18 protein-coding genes and 1 riboswitch are annotated in these 20,441 nt (G+C 31.5%); of the genes, 17 read left to right on the forward strand and 1 reads right to left on the reverse strand.

All coding sequences use genetic code 11. The features are described 5' to 3' along the window. Positions 1–5 precede the first annotated feature (5 nt). The 11 genes from plsY to DER71_RS00350 all read left to right on the forward strand — a co-directional run bounded on the left by plsY (position 6) and on the right by DER71_RS00350 (position 13,523). Positions 6–626, forward strand: coding sequence for a glycerol-3-phosphate 1-O-acyltransferase PlsY (gene plsY, locus DER71_RS00300; RefSeq protein ID WP_114456899.1), 621 nt, complete (start codon positions 6–8; stop codon positions 624–626). Next, positions 623–1,654 carry an NAD(P)H-dependent glycerol-3-phosphate dehydrogenase gene (locus DER71_RS00305; protein WP_114456900.1) on the forward strand — a complete coding sequence of 344 codons (1,032 nt, stop codon included), beginning with the start codon at positions 623–625 and terminating at the stop codon, positions 1,652–1,654. The genes plsY and DER71_RS00305 overlap by 4 nt, the downstream gene beginning before the upstream one ends. Positions 1,655–1,787: 133 nt before the next feature. Continuing rightward, on the forward strand, positions 1,788–2,087 hold the full coding sequence (locus tag DER71_RS00310; RefSeq protein WP_114456901.1) for an HU family DNA-binding protein: 300 nt from the start codon (positions 1,788–1,790) through the stop codon (positions 2,085–2,087). A 132-nt stretch (positions 2,088–2,219) separates the two neighbouring features. Next, the gene (locus DER71_RS00315; protein WP_114456902.1) at positions 2,220–3,032 is read left to right on the forward strand and encodes a mechanosensitive ion channel family protein; all 813 of its coding nucleotides are present in this window, start codon (positions 2,220–2,222) and stop codon (positions 3,030–3,032) included. Positions 3,033–3,387: 355 nt separating this feature from the next. Next, entirely contained in the window at positions 3,388–3,900 is a 513-nt protein-coding gene (gene pgsA / locus DER71_RS00320; protein WP_233486923.1) for a CDP-diacylglycerol--glycerol-3-phosphate 3-phosphatidyltransferase, read from the forward strand. A gap of 24 nt (positions 3,901–3,924) precedes the next feature. Then, positions 3,925–5,223 (forward strand): amidohydrolase, encoded by a 1,299-nt coding sequence (locus DER71_RS00325; RefSeq protein WP_114456904.1) that lies wholly within the window; start codon positions 3,925–3,927, stop codon positions 5,221–5,223. A 35-nt stretch (positions 5,224–5,258) separates the two neighbouring features. Next, entirely contained in the window at positions 5,259–8,021 is a 2,763-nt protein-coding gene (locus DER71_RS00330; protein WP_114456905.1) for a UPF0182 family protein, read from the forward strand. A 9-nt stretch (positions 8,022–8,030) separates the two neighbouring features. Next, the gene (yfmF, locus tag DER71_RS00335) at positions 8,031–9,302 is read left to right on the forward strand and encodes an EF-P 5-aminopentanol modification-associated protein YfmF (protein WP_114474180.1); all 1,272 of its coding nucleotides are present in this window, start codon (positions 8,031–8,033) and stop codon (positions 9,300–9,302) included. A 5-nt stretch (positions 9,303–9,307) separates the two neighbouring features. After that, positions 9,308–10,594: an EF-P 5-aminopentanol modification-associated protein YfmH gene (gene yfmH / locus DER71_RS00340; protein WP_114457024.1), complete on the forward strand. Its 1,287-nt coding sequence runs from the start codon at positions 9,308–9,310 to the stop codon at positions 10,592–10,594. Between the two features lie 77 nt (positions 10,595–10,671). Then, complete coding sequence (gene queG / locus DER71_RS00345; protein WP_114456907.1) at positions 10,672–11,760, forward strand: tRNA epoxyqueuosine(34) reductase QueG; 1,089 nt, start codon at positions 10,672–10,674, stop codon at positions 11,758–11,760. Between the two features lie 119 nt (positions 11,761–11,879). Beyond that, the gene (locus DER71_RS00350) at positions 11,880–13,523 is read left to right on the forward strand and encodes a nucleoside kinase (RefSeq protein ID WP_114474181.1); all 1,644 of its coding nucleotides are present in this window, start codon (positions 11,880–11,882) and stop codon (positions 13,521–13,523) included. Here the strand turns inward: DER71_RS00350 and DER71_RS00355 are convergent. Next, positions 13,488–14,087, reverse strand: coding sequence for a hypothetical protein (locus DER71_RS00355; protein ID WP_114456909.1), 600 nt, complete (start codon positions 14,085–14,087; stop codon positions 13,488–13,490). The two genes, DER71_RS00350 and DER71_RS00355, sit on opposite strands and share 36 nt — an antisense overlap. A 101-nt stretch (positions 14,088–14,188) precedes the next feature. Between DER71_RS00355 and nth the strand changes: the two genes are divergently transcribed. From nth to DER71_RS00385, 6 genes are all read left to right on the forward strand, one after another. Next, on the forward strand, positions 14,189–14,824 hold the full coding sequence (gene nth / locus DER71_RS00360; RefSeq protein WP_114456910.1) for an endonuclease III: 636 nt from the start codon (positions 14,189–14,191) through the stop codon (positions 14,822–14,824). 2 nt (positions 14,825–14,826) lie between these two features. After that, positions 14,827–15,243 (forward strand): PPC domain-containing DNA-binding protein, encoded by a 417-nt coding sequence (locus DER71_RS00365; RefSeq protein WP_114456911.1) that lies wholly within the window; start codon positions 14,827–14,829, stop codon positions 15,241–15,243. A gap of 24 nt (positions 15,244–15,267) precedes the next feature. Continuing rightward, on the forward strand, positions 15,268–16,584 hold the full coding sequence (locus tag DER71_RS00370) for a PhoH family protein (RefSeq protein ID WP_114456912.1): 1,317 nt from the start codon (positions 15,268–15,270) through the stop codon (positions 16,582–16,584). Between the two features lie 15 nt (positions 16,585–16,599). Continuing rightward, a complete protein-coding gene (locus DER71_RS00375; RefSeq protein WP_114474182.1) occupies positions 16,600–18,702 on the forward strand; it encodes a SpoIID/LytB domain-containing protein in 2,103 nt (700 codons plus the stop codon). Positions 18,703–18,755: 53 nt separating this feature from the next. Further along, positions 18,756–18,878, forward strand: a riboswitch (FMN riboswitch). Between the two features lie 77 nt (positions 18,879–18,955). Further along, a complete protein-coding gene (locus tag DER71_RS00380) occupies positions 18,956–19,507 on the forward strand; it encodes an ECF transporter S component (RefSeq protein ID WP_114456914.1) in 552 nt (183 codons plus the stop codon). Between the two features lie 80 nt (positions 19,508–19,587). Further along, complete coding sequence (locus tag DER71_RS00385; protein ID WP_114474183.1) at positions 19,588–20,346, forward strand: MBL fold metallo-hydrolase; 759 nt, start codon at positions 19,588–19,590, stop codon at positions 20,344–20,346. Positions 20,347–20,441: the final 95 nt, after the last annotated feature.

Raw genomic sequence — 20,441 nt, forward strand, 5'->3', positions numbered from 1 at the left:
ATAATATGAAATTAGTAATTTCTTTACTGCTAAGTTATCTAATTGGTTCTATTCCATCTGGTTTTCTTTTAACAAAGTTTGTCATGAAAAAGGATGTACGGGAGTATGGAAGTGGGAATATTGGTGCTACAAATGTAGCTAGAGTTATGGGACTTAAAGCAGGTATACTTGTAGCAATTTTTGATATCCTAAAAGGATATATTGCACTGATGGTGGGCCAGTATATTTTAGGATCTTCTGCACCAGAATTATATATATTACTGATAGCAGCTGCCTCTATTGCAGGTCATGACTGGTCTGTTTTTCTCGGATTTTCTGGCGGCAAAGGAGTTGCTACTACTTTTGGAGTTATATTAAGACTCTATCCAGCAGCATTTGTTGTTTATGCTGTCATCTGGATTTTGATAGTGTTTAAAACAAGATATGTTTCTCTTGGATCAATTCTCGGCTCAATAACTTTACCTTTTACAGTTTTCTTTACCGGCTACAGCAGAATAAATATATATTTTGCAGTACTACTTTCTCTATTTATTATTTATACCCACAGAGCTAATATAAAGAGATTAATAAACGGCAATGAAAATAGAATGGATCCCAAGAAATTAGGAAGTAGTGGAAAAAAATGAGTAAAAAAATAGCTGTCATAGGTGGAGGAAGCTGGGGAACTGCCCTGGCCAATATACTTGCACATAATGGTAATGATGTGCAGATTTATTGCAGAGATAAAAAACAGGTTGAAGTAATAAATCACTACCATATAAACAAAAAATATTTTCCAGATAAAAAATTAAAGAATACTCTTCAGGCTACAAATGATCTCGAGTCTGCTGTTCTTTTTGCAGATACTGTAATTATGTCTGTTCCAACTCAGGTTACAAGAAGTGTAATGAAAAATATTTCTAATTATATTAATGATAGTAAAATAATTATTTCGACTGCAAAAGGAATTGAAGAGAAAACATATATGGTTAACTCTGATATCATAAAAAGTTTTGGGGTAGATAAAGTAGCTGTACTTTCCGGACCAACACATGCAGAGGAAGTTATAAATGAGCTGCCGACAGCAATTGTTGCAGCTTCTCCAGATCAAGAGTTAGCTGAATATGTACAGGATCTTTTTATGGCTCCAAGTTTCAGAGTTTATACCAATCCAGATATAATCGGTGTGGAACTGGGCGGGGCTGTAAAAAATATAATTGCAGTTGCTAGTGGTATTTGTGATGGACTAAATTTTGGTGATAATACTCGTGCAGCCCTTATTACAAGAGGACTTATGGAATTGAGTCGTCTTGGTGTTTCACAGGGCGGGCGACCGATGACATTTGCCGGTTTAGCTGGTATGGGTGATCTGGTTGTTACCTGTACCAGTATACACAGCCGTAATAGAAGATTTGGAATTCAAATCGGAAAAGGTTTATCTCTTGAGGACGCAAAAAAAGAAGTAAAACAGGTAGTAGAAGGGGTAAAAACCACAGCAGCAATAACAAACTGGAAGAAAAATAATACTTTTGACTTCGAAATGCCGATTACTGATGAAGTATATGATGTTCTTTTTAATGATAAAGATCCTTATCTAGCTGTTGAAGATTTAATGCTTAGAGGACCCAAGCACGAAATGGAAGAAGTAGTTGATAATCATTTTTGGGATATTTAGTTTTTTATCCCTTAAAATTATAAAAAACTCATTTTTTACAGTTTTTTTACTTTTAATGCAGGAGATTGCTGTTATAACACGAATAATAAATAATGACATACATAAGTTTAAGACTAAAAGGAGGTGAAGCTGCATGACCAAAAATGAATTAATTGATGTAGTAGCTGAAAAAACTGGTATGACTAAAAAAGATACTGGTGTGGTTGTCAATGAAATGATTGATACCATTATGGATCACCTTAAAGATGAGGCTGCTAAGCCTGAAGACAAAAGAGATAAGGTACAGCTGATCGGTTTTGGCACATTTGAAGTTAGAGATAGAAGTGCGAGAAAGGGAAGAAATCCAAAAACCAATGAAGAAATTATGATTCCTGCCCGCAAAGTACCTGTATTTAGAAGTGGGAAATCATTTAAAGAAAATGTTGATGTGTAAAATATATTTAATATTAAAAGAGAGGATCACAAGAGGTTCTCTCTTTTAATATTATAAAAGAAGGAAAATATTATATTTTATAGAATACTATTAAAAACAACATGATAAATAAAAAAACTGGGAGGATTTTGAATGGATCAAATTCAGGGGGGATTGGCAAGTTTAGCTGTTAATTATGGGATGAAGGTTGTTCTTGCTTTAGTATTACTTATTGTTGGATTATGGGCAATAAAAATCATCACAAAGATGTTAGAAAAATCTATGCAGAGCAGATTTGAAAGAACTTTAACTGGATTTTTGGTTTCTATTGTTAAATCATTATTGATGGTTTTACTGGTAATTTCTATTGCATCTACTTTAGGCTTAGCAGTAACTTCATTTGTGGCAGTATTAGGAGCAGCTTCATTTGCTGTTGGTTTTGCACTGCAGGGTAGTTTATCTAATTTTGCTGGTGGTGTTCTGCTGTTAATTTTTAAACCTTTTTCTGCTGGTGATGTAATTGAAGTAGATGGATATAAAGGCAAAGTACAGGAAATTCAAATTTTATATACAATAATTACTACTTTTGATAATAAAAAAGTTATGATACCAAACAGTAATATTTCCAACAATAGTATTACTAATTTTTCTGCTATGGAAACCAGAAGAGTTGATCTGACTTTTGGTATAGGTTATGATGATGATTTTCATGAAGCAATCTCATTATTAAAAGACCTTGCTGATAAACACGAATTAGTCTTAGATGATCCAGCACCATTAATTAGAGTTACAGAACATGCAAAAAGTTCAATTAATATTGCCTGTAAACTGTGGGTTAAAGGTGCAGATTACTGGAATGTTTATTTTGATATGCACGAAGATGTAAAAGATGCATTTGATGCTGCTGGAATTGGTATTCCTTATCCACAGCTGGATGTACATTTTGATGAAGGTGCAAAATTTTGAAAGTTCCCGAAAAAAGAGGCAGAAATTAAATAAAATTAACAACAATGAAAGAAAAAAATTAATTTTTTAATTTTTAATAACAAATCAAAACAAATTTTTAAAGCCCTGTCTAAAAATCCTCATTTTTTATTGTAGATAGGGCTTATTTAAAACAAAAAATTGTTGATGCAGAAGTACTTACAAAAAGTGGACTTATTATAATAAATCACAATTTATTGAACAGGTGCATGGATTTTAGATTGATACTGCTGTATAATATAATTAATACGTTTAATATATTATAAATTAATTCTTATATAATCATATTGAAGCCTGTCCTTTTTCCAGGACCAGCTTATATCTTTTATCTGGAGTGGTGCAATTGTTTACAATTCCAAATTATATAACAATAATGAGAATATTTTTAATACCTGTATTTCTTTACTTTTTTATTAAAGGTGAATATTTTATATCAGGTCTTTTTTTTGCTATTTCTGGTCTGACTGATTTTTTGGACGGTTATCTGGCCAGAAAATATAATATGACTTCCAAAATAGGAAAAATTTTAGATCCACTTGCAGATAAATTAACCATTATAGGTATTTTGCTTGTTCTGGTAAAAATGAATATAATTCCCAGATTTATTTCTGTGATTCTTCTTTCTAGAGAGATATTTATACTTTTTTCTTCCGGGATTGCTTATCTTATGGGGAAAAATTTTATCAATCCCAGTTTGCTGGGTAAAACATCTATGTTTTTACTCTATGTTGCTATTGCAGTTAAACTGCTTAATATTCATGTGATCGATTTAGCTTTATTTTATATTGTAATTCCTCTTAATATAATATCTGCAGTTGATTATTTGATTAAAGCATATAAAAAACTCTAAAAAATACGATGGAGGTAATGTATTATGAGAATATTAATTAAAAATATAAATGAAATTTATTCGGGTAAAAGAAATGAAATTATAAAGGATGCTTATATTGAAATTATTGACAGCCATATTTCTGAAATAAATACTATGGAAAAATGTCCAAAAGAAGATATATTTGACAGAGTAATTGATGGTCGGGGCAAGATTGCACTTCCTGGATTTATAAATACACATACACACACAGGTATGACTCTCATGAGAGGATATGCAGATGATCTTCCTCTAGAAAATTGGCTGCAGGATAAAATTTGGCCATTTGAAGCTGAACTAAACAGAGAAGATATTTACTGGGGTTCAGCTCTTTCAATTGTTGAAATGATAAAAACAGGCACAACACTTTTTACAGATATGTATTTTGAAATGGATAAAGTGGCAGAACTGGTTGGTAAAAGTGGAATAAGGGCTGCTCTTGCAGAAGGACTGATTGAAAAAAACGATGGGGAAGAAGGCCTAAAAAGATCATGTGAATTTGCAAAAAACTGGCAGGGAGCTGCAAATGGAAGAATAACAACCCTTATTGCTCCACATGCTCCATATACCTGTTCAACAGAATATCTAAATAAGATTAAAAAATGTGCAGATGAAAAAAAGTTAACAATTCATATTCATGTTTCAGAAACAAAAACAGAGCTGGAAAATTCAATTAAAGAAAAAGGAATGTCTCCAGTTAAATATCTTAATGAAATTGGACTTTTTGAGAACCCTGTGCTGGCAGCTCATTGTGTCAATTTAGAAGAAGGAGATATAGAAATATTGGCTGAAAAAAATATCTCTGTGGCTCACAACCCTTCCAGCAATACAAAACTTGCAAGTGGAATAGCTCCTGTTACAAATTTAATTAATTCTGGTGTAAATGTAGCTATAGGTACAGATGGTGTTTCCAGCAACAACAATCTTGATATAATAGAAGAAGCAAGATTGGCTTCATATCTACAGAAAGTATCTACTTCTGATCCAACAGCAGCTGATATATGGGATCTGCTTAAAATGCTGACTGTAAATGGAGCCAAAGCATTAAATTTAGAAAATTTAGGTATGTTGAAAGAAGGAAGTGCAGCAGATGTGATTTTAGTAGATATAACAAAAGATTCTGTTTCCTATCCTCACCATAATAATCTTTCTAATTTATTTTATGCTTCACATGGGAATCTGGTTGACACAGTAATTGTAGATGGAGAAATTTTAATGGAAAAAAGAATAATAAAGACACTGGATGTAGAGAGAATTTATCATGAAGTGGATAAAAGATCAGCCTGGATTGCAGACAAATTTTAAGTTCAAAAATTCTTTAATTATGAAAGGGGAAAAATATGGCTAAATCTATTCGTTTTTTTATTTTTGCAGCCATTTTGATTTTTATTTTAATTTTTATAGTTCTTTCAGCAGGATCCAGTATTTTTACTGATTGGCTGTGGTTTAAAGAGCTTAATTTTGAAAAGACTTTTATGATAATGTTTATGTCTAACTTTATTTTGCGTATAATTATTGGAGTAATATTTGCCTCAGTAATTTATTTAAATTTACATTTTACCAAAAAACCAATTGTTAATTTTATTAATATTAAAACTGATAATCGGGTGGAAACTTTATTTGGTGAAGAAAGAAGTAATATTTTTAACTGGTTAAATAAAAAAAGAATAAATATTATTTATCTTACGATCAGTATTGTTTTCGGATTTTTATTTAGTTCTATAAGCAGTGAAAGCTGGAAGATGGTGCTGAAATTTTTAAACAGAACTTCATTTCAGACAGTAGACCCAATTTTCTCTAAAGATATAGGTTTTTATGTGTTCACACTTCCATTTTTACGTTTTGTGAGAGAAATGGGAATGGTGTTGGTAATTATATCCCTTATTTTTACCGGGTTTATATACCTTATTTTTACCGGAGTTCATTCGTTTAATGATTTATCAATCAAACTGAGTAGTCGAGGGAAAAAGCACCTTTCGATACTGGTTTTTGTATTTCTGCTTTTTAAAGCCTGGGATTATAGAATTAAAATGTATGATATATTATTTTCTCCTCGCGGTGTTGTTTTTGGAGCCGGGTATACAGATGTAAATGCAAATCTTTTGGCATACAGAATACTTTTTTTTACAGTACTTTTTGTTGCAGCAGCAGTAGTTTTTAGTTTTATAAAAAATAATTATAAATTTGTTATCTGGGGAATTGGCGCCTGGATTGCAGTGTCTATTATTTTTTCTTCCCTTTATCCTGCTTTTATGCAGCAGTTTAGAGTTGAACCAAATGAAATTACTTTGGAGAGTAAATATATCAAAAATAATATTGATATGACACTTTCTGCTTATGGACTTGATGATGTAGAAGAAAAAGATTATGAAATTAAAAATGATCTAACTTATGACAAATTAATGGAGAATCCAGAAACAATCAACAATATACGCCTTTGGGACGACAGGCCACTGCTTGATACCTACAGTCAGATACAGGAGTTGAGGCAGTATTATAAATTTATTAATGTAGATATAGATAGATATGAGATAAATAGTGAATACAGACAGGTAATGCTTGCAGCTAGAGAACTGGATCAGAGTTTATTATCTCCAGAGGCACAAACATGGGTAAATAAAACTCTAAAATATACACATGGCTTTGGAGTTGTTATGAGTCCTGTAAATAAAATAACTCCTGAAGGGCTGCCAGAATTTTATATTAAAGATATTCCACCCAAAATTGATGCAGATATTGAACTGAATAACAGTGCAGTTTATTATGGAGAAAAAACAGATAATTATGTAATTGTCAATACTGAATCAACAGAATTTCATTATCCAATGGGTTCAGAAAACGTATATATTAATTATGATGGCAGTGGTGGTGTCAAAATTAATAACTTCCTCCGCAAAGCAATTTATGCAATGCGTTTGAGAAATATGAAGCTAATTCTTTCGACTGATATTAATAATGACAGCCGTATTATGTACTACAGAAATATTAAAGAAAGAGTTCAGAAAGCTGCCCCATTTTTAAAATATGATAGTGACCCATATCTGGTCATAGATAAAGGGCGTCTGTTCTGGATTTATGATGCCTATACAACAACTAATTCTTATCCTTATTCACAACCTTATAATAAGGGAGATAATTATATCAGAAATTCTGTTAAAGTTGTTATAGATGCATATAATGGGGACATGGATTTTTATGTTATTGATGAAAAAGATCCGATAGCCAGGACTTATATGAAGATATTTGATGATCTTTTTACTCCTGGAGAAGAAATGTCAGATTCATTAAGAAAACATCTTCGCTATCCCAAGGATCTTTTTAAAATACAAACAGAATTATATGGAACCTATCATATGAAGGATCCGGTTGTGTTTTATAATAAAGAGGATGTATGGAATATACCAAAGGAAACATATTCCAATACAGCAGTAAAAGTTGATCCATATTATATTATAAATAACCTGCCTGGAGAAGAAGATTCCGAATTTATATTAATGTCACCATTTACACCTGCCAATAAAAATAATATGGTGTCCTGGATGGCAGCTCGATCTGATGGTGATAGATATGGGGATATTCTAGTATATAAATTTCCTAAAGATAATCTAATATATGGACCCACTCAGATAGAGTCCAGAATAGATCAGGAATCAGGAATTTCACAGCTGCTTACTCTGTGGAGTCAAAGAGGGTCTCAGGTGATTAGAGGAAACCTTTTAGTTATTCCAATAGATCATAATATATTGTATGTAGAACCAATATACCTGCAGGCTGAAACGAGCCGGCTGCCGGAGTTAAAGAGAATTGTAGCTGCATATAAAAATGATATTGTTATGCGGGAGTCTCTAGGAGCTGCATTTAGAGCTCTATTTGATGAAGATGAGCCAAAAATAGTTGGGCCAGGAGAAGAACCTGCAGCAGAAGATAAACTACAGGAAGATGAATCTGCTGTAATAAACAGTGTAGAATCACTTGCTGCTGAAGCAAACAGATTATTTAATGAGGCTCAAAATGCACTTAGAGAAGGAAATTTTTCCGAATATGGTAAACTGATAGATCAATTAGGACAGATATTAAATCAATTGATTGAGACAGGAGAGTAATAATACATTATGGATAATTTTAAATTCGAAAAAATAAAAAGCAAATACAGTATTCACTATCTTGCAACTGATAAATTTAAAACTAATCTAATTCAAATATATTTTATGCTGCCTCTGACATCATGGTCAGAGGCAGCCATGAATGCATTAATACCGGCAGTATTAATAAGAGGCTCAAATAGATTTCCAGAAAGTCGAATAATAAAAACTGAGCTGGAAAAACTTTATGGAGCTGGTATTTCTTTTTCTGTATTAAAACGGGGAGAAAATCAGCTGCTGAGATTTTCACTGGAATATGTTAATGAAAACTATCTGGATGAAAATATTAATTTAAGCCGAAAAAGTTTTGAGCTTTTGAGTGACTTGATTTTTAATCCTCTTCTTGAAGAAAAAAAATTTGTTGAAAAATATTACCTGCAGGAAAAGAAAAATCAAATAGAAAATATTAATAGTTTGATCAATGATAAATACAATTATGCTGTAGAAAAATGTTTTCAAAACATGTGTAAAGATGAAAAATATGGAATATATAAGCTTGGAGATGTTAAATCTCTTAAAGAAAACAGCTGTGAAGAACTTTACAATCAATATAAAAAAATAAAAAGCAGTGCCAGAAGCAGTGTTTTTATGGTAGGAGACTTTAAAAAATCTTTTATTAGTAATGTTTTTGATGAAATAAAACTGCCTTCTACAGATGATATTATAGATAATTTTACTGATAAGACTGTACCGGAAAGAGAAGTACAGTATATTACTGAAGAAATGTCAGTAAATCAGGCTAAACTAACAGCCGGATTCAGAACCGGAATTACAAGGGATATGGAAGAATATTATGCTCTCTTAGTTGTCAACAGCCTGCTGGGAGGTTTTTCTCAGTCCAAATTGTTTCAGGAAGTAAGGGAAAAACGTTCTCTGGCATATTATATTAATTCCTTTATTGAATCAACCAAAGGTCTTATGATGGTAAGCAGTGGAATAAACCCTGACAACTATGTGGAGGTCTTAAAATTAATTAAAGAACAGATTGCTGCAGTTGTAGCAGGTGATTTTACTGATAGAGAATTTCAATGGGCTAAAAAAAGTATTATTAATCGATTAAAACAGGATCTTGACAGCAGCAAATCATTAGCAGCACACTATTTGCTGAGTGTAATTAATGATAAACCAGAATCAATAATATCTGAAATAAATAATATTAAAAAAGTTGGTAGAAATGATATAATGAGTACAGCAGAAAAAATTAAATTAGATACAGTATATTTTTTAAGAAGTGAGGAATGATCAGTTTGGAAAAAGTATATGATAAAAAGATGAAAGAAATTTTAATAAAGGAAAAATTAGATAATGGACTTCATATATATATATTCAATAAAAAAGGATTTACAAAACAGTATGCAATGGTTTCAGTAGATTATGGTTCCAATGATATTGAATTTATAGATGTAGAAACAGGTGAAAAAGTTCGCACTCCGGAAGGGATTGCACATTTTTTGGAGCATCAACTTTTTGAAGATAAGGAAGCCAGCATTTTTGATAAATTTGCTGACTTAGGAGCTTCTGCCAATGCATATACCAGTTTTAACAGTACAAATTATCTTTTTTCCAGCACAGAGAACTTCAATAAAGCTTTAATCAATTTACTAAATTTTGTACAGACACCTTATTTTACAGATAAAAGTGTAAATAAAGAAAAAGGTATAATTATTCAGGAAATAAAGATGTATCAGGATGACCCCTACTGGCGTTCATTATTTAATTTGCTTTCCGGACTTTACAGCACTCACCCGGTTAAAAATGATATTGCTGGAACTGTTGAAAGTGTCAGCAGTATATCTCCAGAAGATCTTTATTTATGTCATAAGAACTTTTATCAGCCGGCAAATATGGATCTTATTTTAATTGGTGATCTTAATGAAGAAAAAATAATAAATCTTGTTAAAGAAAATCAACTGCAGAAATCATTTTCAGATATTAAAACCCCAGTAAAAGTTATTCCAGAAGAAAGCAAAACTGTAAATAAAAAACATGTAGAAGAAGAAATGAATATTTCTCGTCCCCTTGTACAAATTGCTTTTAAAGACATAGAAACTCCTTCTACTCCAAAAGAAATTATTAAAAAAGAATATGCTGTTAATATACTGCTGGACATTTTATTTTCTCGAAGCAGTGTGAGATATAATAAATTTTATGAAAAAGGAATAATAGACAGCAGTTTTTCTAGTACATATATTCGCAAAGAAGATTATGGATATATACACTTATATGGTGAGAGCAGAGAAACGGGCAGAATGATTTCAGCTATTCTTGAATCTTTAAAGGAGATAGAAAAGTCAGAAATACATGAAGGCTTTATGAGAATAAAGAAAAAATATCTGGGAAATTATATAAAAATGTTTAATAATTTCAGCAGCCTTGCGGCGGAATTTATAAATTATAGAAGGCTTGGTATTGACATATTCTCTCTTATGAAAATTATTGATGAAATAAAAATAGAAGAATTATATGGATATGCGGATATATTGTTTAACGAAGATCTTATGGTGGAATCAATTGTAAAAAATAAACAGGATTGATCTTATGCACTTTAAATTTTATAATTTTATATTATGGCTATAAATAAAAGGCAGTTTAAATTAAGGGAAGTATTTTTATGCTCAAAAAATCTAAAATTAAGGAACTTGCCAAAAAAGCAGGTTTTGATATATGCAGAATTACAGATAAAATTGAATTTGCTGTCGAAAAAAATATACTAAAGAAAAGGGAAAAACGTGGATATTGGCCTTCTCCTTTTTTTAATAAAGATATTAACAAAGTTTGTGATATTAAACAAATATTTTCCGATGCAGAAACTGCCGTTGTACTTGCAGTATCCTATCAGCAAAAAGCAGACAATAATCCCTATTTATCAAAATATATTGGGAAAAATGACTATCACATATATATTTACAATATGTTGGAAAATTTAATTAAAATGCTGCAGAAAGAAGCTGAAAAACCATTTAAATTTCAAAAATTTGTTGATACAGCTCCTTTTATGGAAAGAGCTCTTGCCAGAAATGCAGGAGTCGGTTTTACCGGAAAAAATTCTTTTATCATTAATCCAGAATATGGTTCATTTATATTTTTGGCTGAAATAATGCTAAATTTAAAAATAGAACCGGACAAAAAATTAAATATAGACTGTGGAAGCTGCAGAAAGTGTATAGACAGCTGTCCAGCAGAAGCTATAATAAAACCTTATCTGACTGATTTCAGTAGATGTATAAGCTATCTGACTCAAAAGAGAGGTATTTTAACTTTAAAAGAAAGAAAAATAATTGGCAAAAATATATGGGGATGTGATGTATGTCAGGAAGTATGTCCTTATAATAAAAATGTTAAACATAGTAGACATCCAGAATTAAAACTGGATAAATTATTTGTTATTGAATATTTTATAAATATTGATAGGAAACATCCTCCTTTAGAATTAAAGGAAATGGCTTTATCCTGGCGGGGTTTCCGTATTTTACAGCGTAATGCAATTATAGCCGCTGCTAATTCAAGAGCTGAAAAATATTTTACTATAATAAAAAATAAATTGGAAGACAGATCACCGATAATTAGATTTTATGCAGTCTGGGCACTAATGGAAATTAATGAAAGCAAGGCATATAAAATTTTAGAAGAACTTCTGTATATAGAAGACAGCAAAGTGGTAAAAGCCGAAATAAAACGGCTGTTAAATGATAATTATTAGATTTTCAGCAGATCAAACTTTAGACATTTTTAAAGGGAATTTGTTTATATTATATCTGCTTTAAAAATTGAGTAGTAATAAATTCAGCAGTATATGAAATACAGGGAGGAATATTTTTGATGGAAATAAAAATGTGTGATGAAACTTTGGAGTTTTATTCACCGGTTACAGTAGAAAATATTATAGAAAATAGCTCAGTTAAAAAAAAGAAAAATGTTATGGCGGCAGTTATAGCTAATCAGGTTTATGATTTAAATGAAATAATAACTGATGATACAGAGATAACTCCTATTTTTATAAATTCTGAGCTTGGAAATCGAATTTACAGGAGAAGTCTTTTTTTAGTTCTGGCAAAAGCAGTATATGAGCTGTTTCCAGAAGCTATTTTAAACATTGAAATTTCTCTGAGCAATGGTATATACTGTGAACTAAAAAAAGAAAAAAATATAAGCAAAAAAGATATATATGATATTAAAAGTAAGATGAAAGAAATTATTGAAGCAGATTTAAAAATTATTAAAAAAGAATTTTCTCAGGCAGAACTTTTGAAAATATATGAAAATCAGAACTGCGATTTTCGAAAAAAACTTATAAAAGAGAGAGGTAAAGACCTGTATAAAGTTTATGAATTAGATGGATATTATGATTATTTTTATTATAATATGGTGCCTTCAACAGGATATTTAAATGAATTTGATCTGCACCTGCGTATACCTGGGTTTATCCTTTTATTTCCTAAATTTTTTGAAGAAAAGATTGTACCACCTTTTAAAGAACAGCCAAAACTGGCAAAAGTTTATTTGGAGTACGAGAAACTTGGAGAAATTTTAGATGTTAATAATGTTGTTGATTTAAATCAGGTTGTAGCAGATAAAGAATATGGTGAGCTAATAAGGATAGCAGAAGGACTGCATGAAAAGAATATAGCAAAAATTGCTGATCAGATTAAAGGGGGTATGCCGAGGAATAAAATTATTTTAATTGCAGGTCCTTCAGCTTCTGGAAAAACAACTTTTACACACAGACTTTCAACACAGCTTAGAATAAATGGATTAAGGCCTGTACAAATATCTGTTGATGATTATTTTGTCAATAGAGATGAAACTCCTCGTCATAAAGATGGAAGTTATAATTTTGAATCTATAAATGCTATTGATCTTGAATTATTTAATAATCATCTTCTACAGCTTATCCAAGGCAAAAAGATAGAACTTCCTGTGTTTAATTTTGAGAAAGGTATTAGAGAAAAAAGTGGGAAGTTTTTGTTTTTAAAAGAAGACCAGCCGATTTTAATAGAAGGGATACACGGTCTTAATGACAGGATGACTGAAACTATTCCCCAGGATCTAAAATTTAAGATTTATGTAAGTGCTTTAACACAGATAAATATAGACTGTCATAATAGAATACCTACTACAGATACGCGTTTAATAAGAAGAATTGTCAGAGATAATCAGTACAGAGGCCAAACTGCTTCCGGCACTTTAGAATTATGGACATCTGTAAGAAAGGGTGAAGAAAAAAATATCTTTCCTTTTCAGGAAAATGCTGATGTAATGTTTAACTCTGCTTTAATATATGAGCTGTCAGTATTAAAAAATTATGTAGAGCCACTGCTGAAACAGATTGATAGAACAGATAAAAATTACTTTCAGGCACAGCGGCTCCTGAAAATATTGGGCAGTTTTAAAGCAATTCCGGATAATGAAATACCGCTGACATCTATTTTAAGAGAATTTATTGGTGGCAGTGTGTTCAGATAAAATTGTATACAGCTGCCTTTTTATATCCTGCCAGCTGTCAGCTCTGTATATGAGATTATTTTTTTCAATATCTTTATTGTGATATTTGCTGACCAGAATAACAGGGATATTTTTTTTAGAAATTGCTAGAGCATTAAATTTATTATCTTCAATAAATAGCTTTAATTTTAGTTTTTCAGCCAGAGGGGCTTTGTTGTCTTCATGGTAAAGTTTGTCATAGGGTATATCATATTTTTTAAGCCAATTTTTGGTTAAAGTATTGTATTTACTGTGTCTAGCAGTAATCAATATAAGTGTAAAATCTCTTTCTTTTAATTCTTCTAAAGTTTCTTTAGCACCTTCTGCTGGGGTTGCTTGTCTATAAATATTTTCCAGCTCTTTTTTTAAAAAAAGATTTAATTCTTCAGTATTTAAACCAAAAGCCTCAGCAAGATTATAAGTATTTTTGCGCAAGTTTATATTTCGACCAAAAAATTCAGTCATTTTCTGCTGCCAGATACTGTTGTTTTTCGGACCTTCTTCAGTCAGTACACCGTCTATATCTATACCAAGTTTATTGTGCATTTTTTACCTCCCGTGTGCTATTATCTACTTGCTTTTATTTTAGATAATATGTTATCATTTTTTTAACGATAAGTCCAACAATAAAAGGGGGAAACACATAATTGGAGAAAAAAACAAAAGAAATTGTTAATCTTCTTTCACTAAATTATCCAAATCCAACTACAGCATTAAATTTTTCCACACCCTTTGAACTTCTTATTGCTACTATATTGTCAGCTCAGACAACAGATGTTCAAGTAAATAAGGTTACAAAAGAACTTTTTAAAACTCACTCCCGACCAGAAGATTTTGCAGAAATGGACCCTAAAGAGCTGGAAGAGAAAATAAAGAGTATAGGATTGTTCCGAAATAAAGCGAAATTTATTGTCAAAACCAGTGAAATGATTTTAAAAAATTATGATGGAAAGGTACCAGAAGAAAGAAAAGAACTGGTAAAACTTTCCGGAGTCGGCAGAAAAACTGCCAATGTTGTGCTGGCCAATGCTTTTAATAAACCTGCCTTTCCTGTGGATACACATGTTTTTAGAGTTTCAGCCAGGCTGGGACTTGCTGATGGGAAAAATGTGCAAAAAACTGAAGAAAAGCTGACTAAAAAAGTAGACAAAAAATACTGGATTGATCTCCACCACTGGCTTATTAATCATGGACGTGCTGTGTGTAAAGCTCAAAATCCAGACTGTGAAAACTGTTTTTTAAGTCATTTATGTAAATACTATAAAAATAAAAAAGGAGAATAATTATGAAACAATACAGTGTAAAAAAGGTTTTTTTAGGGAGACTTCAAAAAGGTGATGATCTTCTCAAAGAAATAACTGCATTTGTTAAGGAAAAAAATATTGAAACAGGTTTTATTAATGTGATAGGAGCCGCCACTAAAGCCGTTTTTGGCTATTATGATATGCAGAAAGAAGAATATGAGTTCATTACCAGAAAGGGAGAATTTGAGATACTTAATGTTAGTGGTAATGTGTCAATAAAAGATGGCGAACCAATGGTACATGCTCATATTTTATTTGCTGATGATAAGGGAAACACTTTTGGAGGTCATCTTGCAGAAGGAACTAAAATTTTTGCCGCTGAATTATATATTCAGGAACTTGAGGGTGAAGCTCTTGTGAGAGAATTTGATAAGGAGACAGGACTTACGCTTTGGTAAATATGAATCAGAGAAGGGGATAATATGAAAAAAATATTTGTGTTAGATACAAATGTACTATTAAATAATCCGCGAGCATTATTTTCTTTTGAAGATAATGATATAATTATACCACTGGCTGTTGTGGAAGAAATAGATAATTTAAAAAGCAATAATTCAGTTCTCGGCTATAATGCCAGAGAAACTTCCCGACTGCTAGAAGAGATTAGAACAGAGGGAAGACTTGATAAAGGTGTTAAATTAAAAGAAGGTGGGATTTTACGTATAGTTATAAATGGAAAAGATCTGCGCATCCCTAAAGGGTTAAGTGCCAGCAAAATGGATAATAGAATTATTTCCACAGCACTGCATATACAGGAAGATAATCCTGATCTGAAGGTGGTATTAATTTCAGATGATATAAACTTAAGATTAATTGCTGATGCGTTTGGTCTAAAAGCTGAAGAGCACAGCTCAACAAAGCTATCAGATGAACAAATTTATACTGGTTTTAAAGAAATTCAGGTTCTTTCTTCAGTAATTGATAAGTTTTATTCTGAAGAAGAAATTAGTCTGGAAGACTTAAATTTGGATGAAAAGCTGGATATGTTTCCAAATGAATTTCTACAGCTTACAGCTTCAGATCAGAACAAAAAAACTGCTCTGGCCTGTTATAATGGAACTAAATTAAAAAAGCTAAAATATAATAGAAGTACTCCTGCTAAAATTAGTCCCCGAAACAGAGAACAGCAGCTGGCTGTTGAGCTTTTGTTAAATGATGATATAAAACTGGTTACTTTATCAGGAAAAGCAGGAACAGGTAAAACTCTGCTTGCAGTTGCAGCTGGTTTAAGTAAGGTAGTTGATGAAAACAAATACAGCAAACTACTTGTGGCCCGGCCTATTATGCCCATGGGAAAAGATCTGGGATATCTTCCTGGAGAAAAAGAAGAAAAACTTTCACCATGGATGCAGCCTATATTTGACAATTTAGATTTTATAGTTCACAGAAATAAAAGTGATAAATATATATATCAAAAGCTTTTAAACTCCGGTTTGATTCAGATAGAAGCTTTAACCTATATTCGAGGAAGATCTGTTCCTGATCAGTTTTTAATTGTTGATGAGGCACAAAATTTATCTCTACATGAGGTTAAGACAATAGTGACAAGAGCCGGAGTAAATACAAAAATAGTGTTTACTGGTGATCCATTTCAAATCGATAATCCATATTTGAATCTTCATAAAAATGGTTTAAATTATCTTGCACATAAATTTCATAAAGAAAAAATTGCCGGACATGTTATGTTAAAACAGGGTGAAAGATCTGAACTTGCCAGAATTGCCAGTGAATTGCTTTAATGTGGGAGAAAGGTTATGAATAAAATATTTGGAGTGATTATTATATCGGCACTGCTTTTTGGTTTGTTTTTCGTACTGGGAGATTTTTGTGTTTATAATTATCCGGGTACAGATTTGGATGCTGGTATTATAATTGCAAATGACAATTTATCTAAAATTGCTCTTTCCAGTGCAAAAAGAAAATTTTATAATGGCGAATACTCTGCAGCTGAAGATATATATATAGATCTTATTACTAAAAAACCATATGAAGTAAAATATCGCAGAGATTTATCTGCTGTTTATGCAGATTTAGGTGAGGTAAAAAAAGAAAATATGTCTCTTCTAAAAACTGCAATTTTGAGTGGAGAAAGCCGTGATTTTCTTGATTTAGCAGTAAATTATTATCAGATAGGAAAACTTGATACAGCCATTTTTCTGCTTGAAAACAAGGTGGCCGATAAAAAACTAGGCTTAGAAGAATTTTTGTTTAAAAAATATTTTCTGCTGACTGCTTTAAATATAGAAAAAGAAAATATAGATAAAGCCGAAAATTATCTTATTAAAGCCGAAGAATATTCATTCAGTGACAGCAGAGTTTTTATCCTTAAATCTGCTTTAGATGAACTAAAAAATAATTATTATGCTGCTTATCAAAATTTGTATCAAGCATATGAAAATGATAAAAGCAAAACATTTCTCTTTAAAGATATGGCATTATTATTGGAAAAAGCTGATGAAGAAATTAAAGCTTATAATCATTGGCAGAAAGCCTTTGCTTATGGTTGGTTTAAGGGGCTGGCCCTGGAAAAAATAAATTATTATAAGGATAAATATCCTTCTTTAAGAATAGAAGGGGAAAAAGAAACACCAGAAAAAATAAATCCCTTCAACTTAAAGGCAGATTGGACTGAACTCAGTAAAATTTCTTTTGAAGAAAAATCAAAAAAAATAAAAGTAGGTCTGCAGGAAAATAATAAAAATTTAGTTTTTCAATCTAAATCTGATTTTAAAATAATAAAAAACAGTACAGTCCTTTTTAATGGAGAAAAAATGGAAAACTATATATTAAATATTGACACAGGAAATCTTTATATAGAGTATAAAACTGGAAGGACAAAACTAGGTGAGGTAGAAGGTAATTACGAAATTTCAAATGAAGAATATTCTTCTTTTTATATATTTAACTTAAATTATGGAGAGGGATATTTCTGGCAGGGAAGAGAAAGTCGTCAGTATAGAGGTGATCTCCTTATAAAAGGAGATGGTTCTCAATTTACTATCATAAACAATATAGATTTAACATCATATTTAATATCTGTAGTACCTTCTGAAATTTATGCTTCCTGGCCTGATGAGGCCTTGAAAGCACAGGCAATTGCAGCCAGAAGCTATACTCTTTCTAATTTAGGAAGACATAAGGATGATGGTTATGATTTGTGTTCAACAGTTCACTGCGCGACATATAATGGTGTAAAAAGCGAACACCCCAATACAACAGAGGCTGTACTATTTACACAAGGGGAAACTGCTTATTATAAAGATAATATAATAGAAGCTGTTTTCAGCAGCAATAGCGGTGGTTTTACGGAGAGAAGTGATGAAATCTGGCAGAGTGATTTACCTTATCTTAGAGGGGCAAATCAGATGATAGATGAAAGTTACAGTTTTCCTCTTTCTCCATACGAGTTGAAGAAGTGGATAGTTACTGAGCCTGAATCATATTCTAAAAAATACGGCGGCAATAGATACAGATGGCAGCTGAATATTAGTAAAGAGGTACTTGAATACAGTAGTAAATTACAAAATATTAATAAAATATCTATAACAGACAGAGCTTCTGGTGGAACTGTTACTAAATTGAAGATAATTGGAGATTCTGAAGAGAAAATATATTCAGGTTATCAGATAAGAAGAGTATTTGCTGGTATTAGAAACAGCAGGATTATTTTGGAGCCCATATACTCCAATTCGGGAGAATTTTTAAGTGTTAATATATATGGAGCTGGATGGGGACATAATTTAGGCTTTGACCAGTCTGCAGCAGCTGGTATGGCAGCAGAGGGATGGAGTTATCGGGAAATAATAAATCACTTTTATCCAGAAACTGAAATAAGAAAATTTTCGAAAAGTGATTAAATGAAAACACTTGAAATTTATTTTAAGATAATGTATAATTATTTAAAAGAAAATAATATCTTCAGGGTTTGGTGAGGTGAAAACCAATTCCAGACCGGTGGTGATAGTCCACGAGCATATGCTGAACTGGTGAAATTCCAGTACCGACGGTAAAGTCCGGATGAGAGAAGATAATTTAAAAAAATTTCCCTGGAGTTAAACCAGGGATTATTTTTTTCCCGGAAGATAAAAATAATAAAAAGGAGTATTAAACATGGCTACAAAAAAAATAACAAATATCGCTGTATTATCAGCATTTTCATTAGTGATGATGCTGACAGTAAGGTTTCCACTTTTTCTGCCATTTCTTATTTATGAACCAGGTGATATTCCAATATTGATTATTGCTTTTTTATATGGTCCACTACATGCACTTGGAGCAACTTTCTTGCTTTCAGTTTTAATGGCTGTATTTACAGGTCTGGGAGGTCCATTTGGAGCATTTATGCATTTCCTAGCTACAGGTGTTTTTGTGGGTGTAGCTGGCTATATATACCATATTAATCACACCAAAAAAGGTGCTGTTATTGGACTTATTATGGGCTCTATAAGTATGACTGCTGTTATGGCAGGAGCTAATATATTATTAAATCCTATTTTTTATGGTATTCCCAGAGAACAGGTAATAAATATGATGCTGCCTGGAATTCTTCCTTTTAATTTAACAAAAGCTTTTCTTAATTCAGGTATAACTATCTTTGTCTATAAGAGGCTGGCAAATTTTTTAAGAGAAAAAGGCCTAATTTCAGCGGCGGAAAGCAATTAATATCTTTTACAAATTCATATTTTAGGTGTTTGACAATAAACCTTTCCTGAGATAAAATTCTATTGAAGGGAGAGGTTCATTTGCGTATTTCATTTTTAGGTACAGGTACTTCACATGGAGTACCTGTTATTGGATGCAGCTGTAAGGTATGTAAATCAAAAAATCCCAAAAACAAAAGAAATAGAACATCAATTCATATAAAAACTAAAAATACTAATCTGCTGATTGATACACCACCGGAAATGCGGTTGGAGTTAATAATGAACAATATTCAGCATGTAGATGCAGTACTGATTACACATGCACATGCAGATCATATTATGGGGTTTGATGATATAAGAGCTTTAAACTGGCAGTTAGGCCATGAAATGCCGGTTTATTCTGATAAAAAAACATTAGAAAGTTTGAAAAGAATTTTTCCATATATATTTTCTAAAGAAAATCATGGTGGTGGAATACCACAGGTAGAATTAATTGAGATAAAAAAAGAGTTAAAAATTTATGGAGAAAATATTATTCCGCTTCCTATTTATCACGGTAAAAATTTGATTTTAGGTTACAGAATTAAGAAATTTGCATATATTACTGACTGCAGTAGCATTCCTGATCAGACAAAAAAACTGTTGACTGGAGTAGATTATATAGCAGTTGACTCACTGCGGTATTCAAAACATCCCACTCATTTTTCAGTTGATGAAGCCGTTGATTTAATAAATGAGCTAAATATAAAAAAAGGATATTTAACTCATATTTCTCATCAGTTAGATCATGAAAAATTAAATGATTATCTACCTGATTATATAGAACCAGCTTATGATGGAATGGTTATAGAAGTTTAGGAATATAAATAGTTCCCCTAAAATTAGCTTTAATGCTGCCAGAGGGGGGATTTTTATCATTAACAAAATTTTTAAATTTTAAAATTTAGCTTATA

Source organism: Halanaerobium sp. DL-01 (genome assembly GCF_003338615.1).
Classification (GTDB): Bacteria; Bacillota; Halanaerobiia; order Halanaerobiales; family Halanaerobiaceae; genus QPJE01.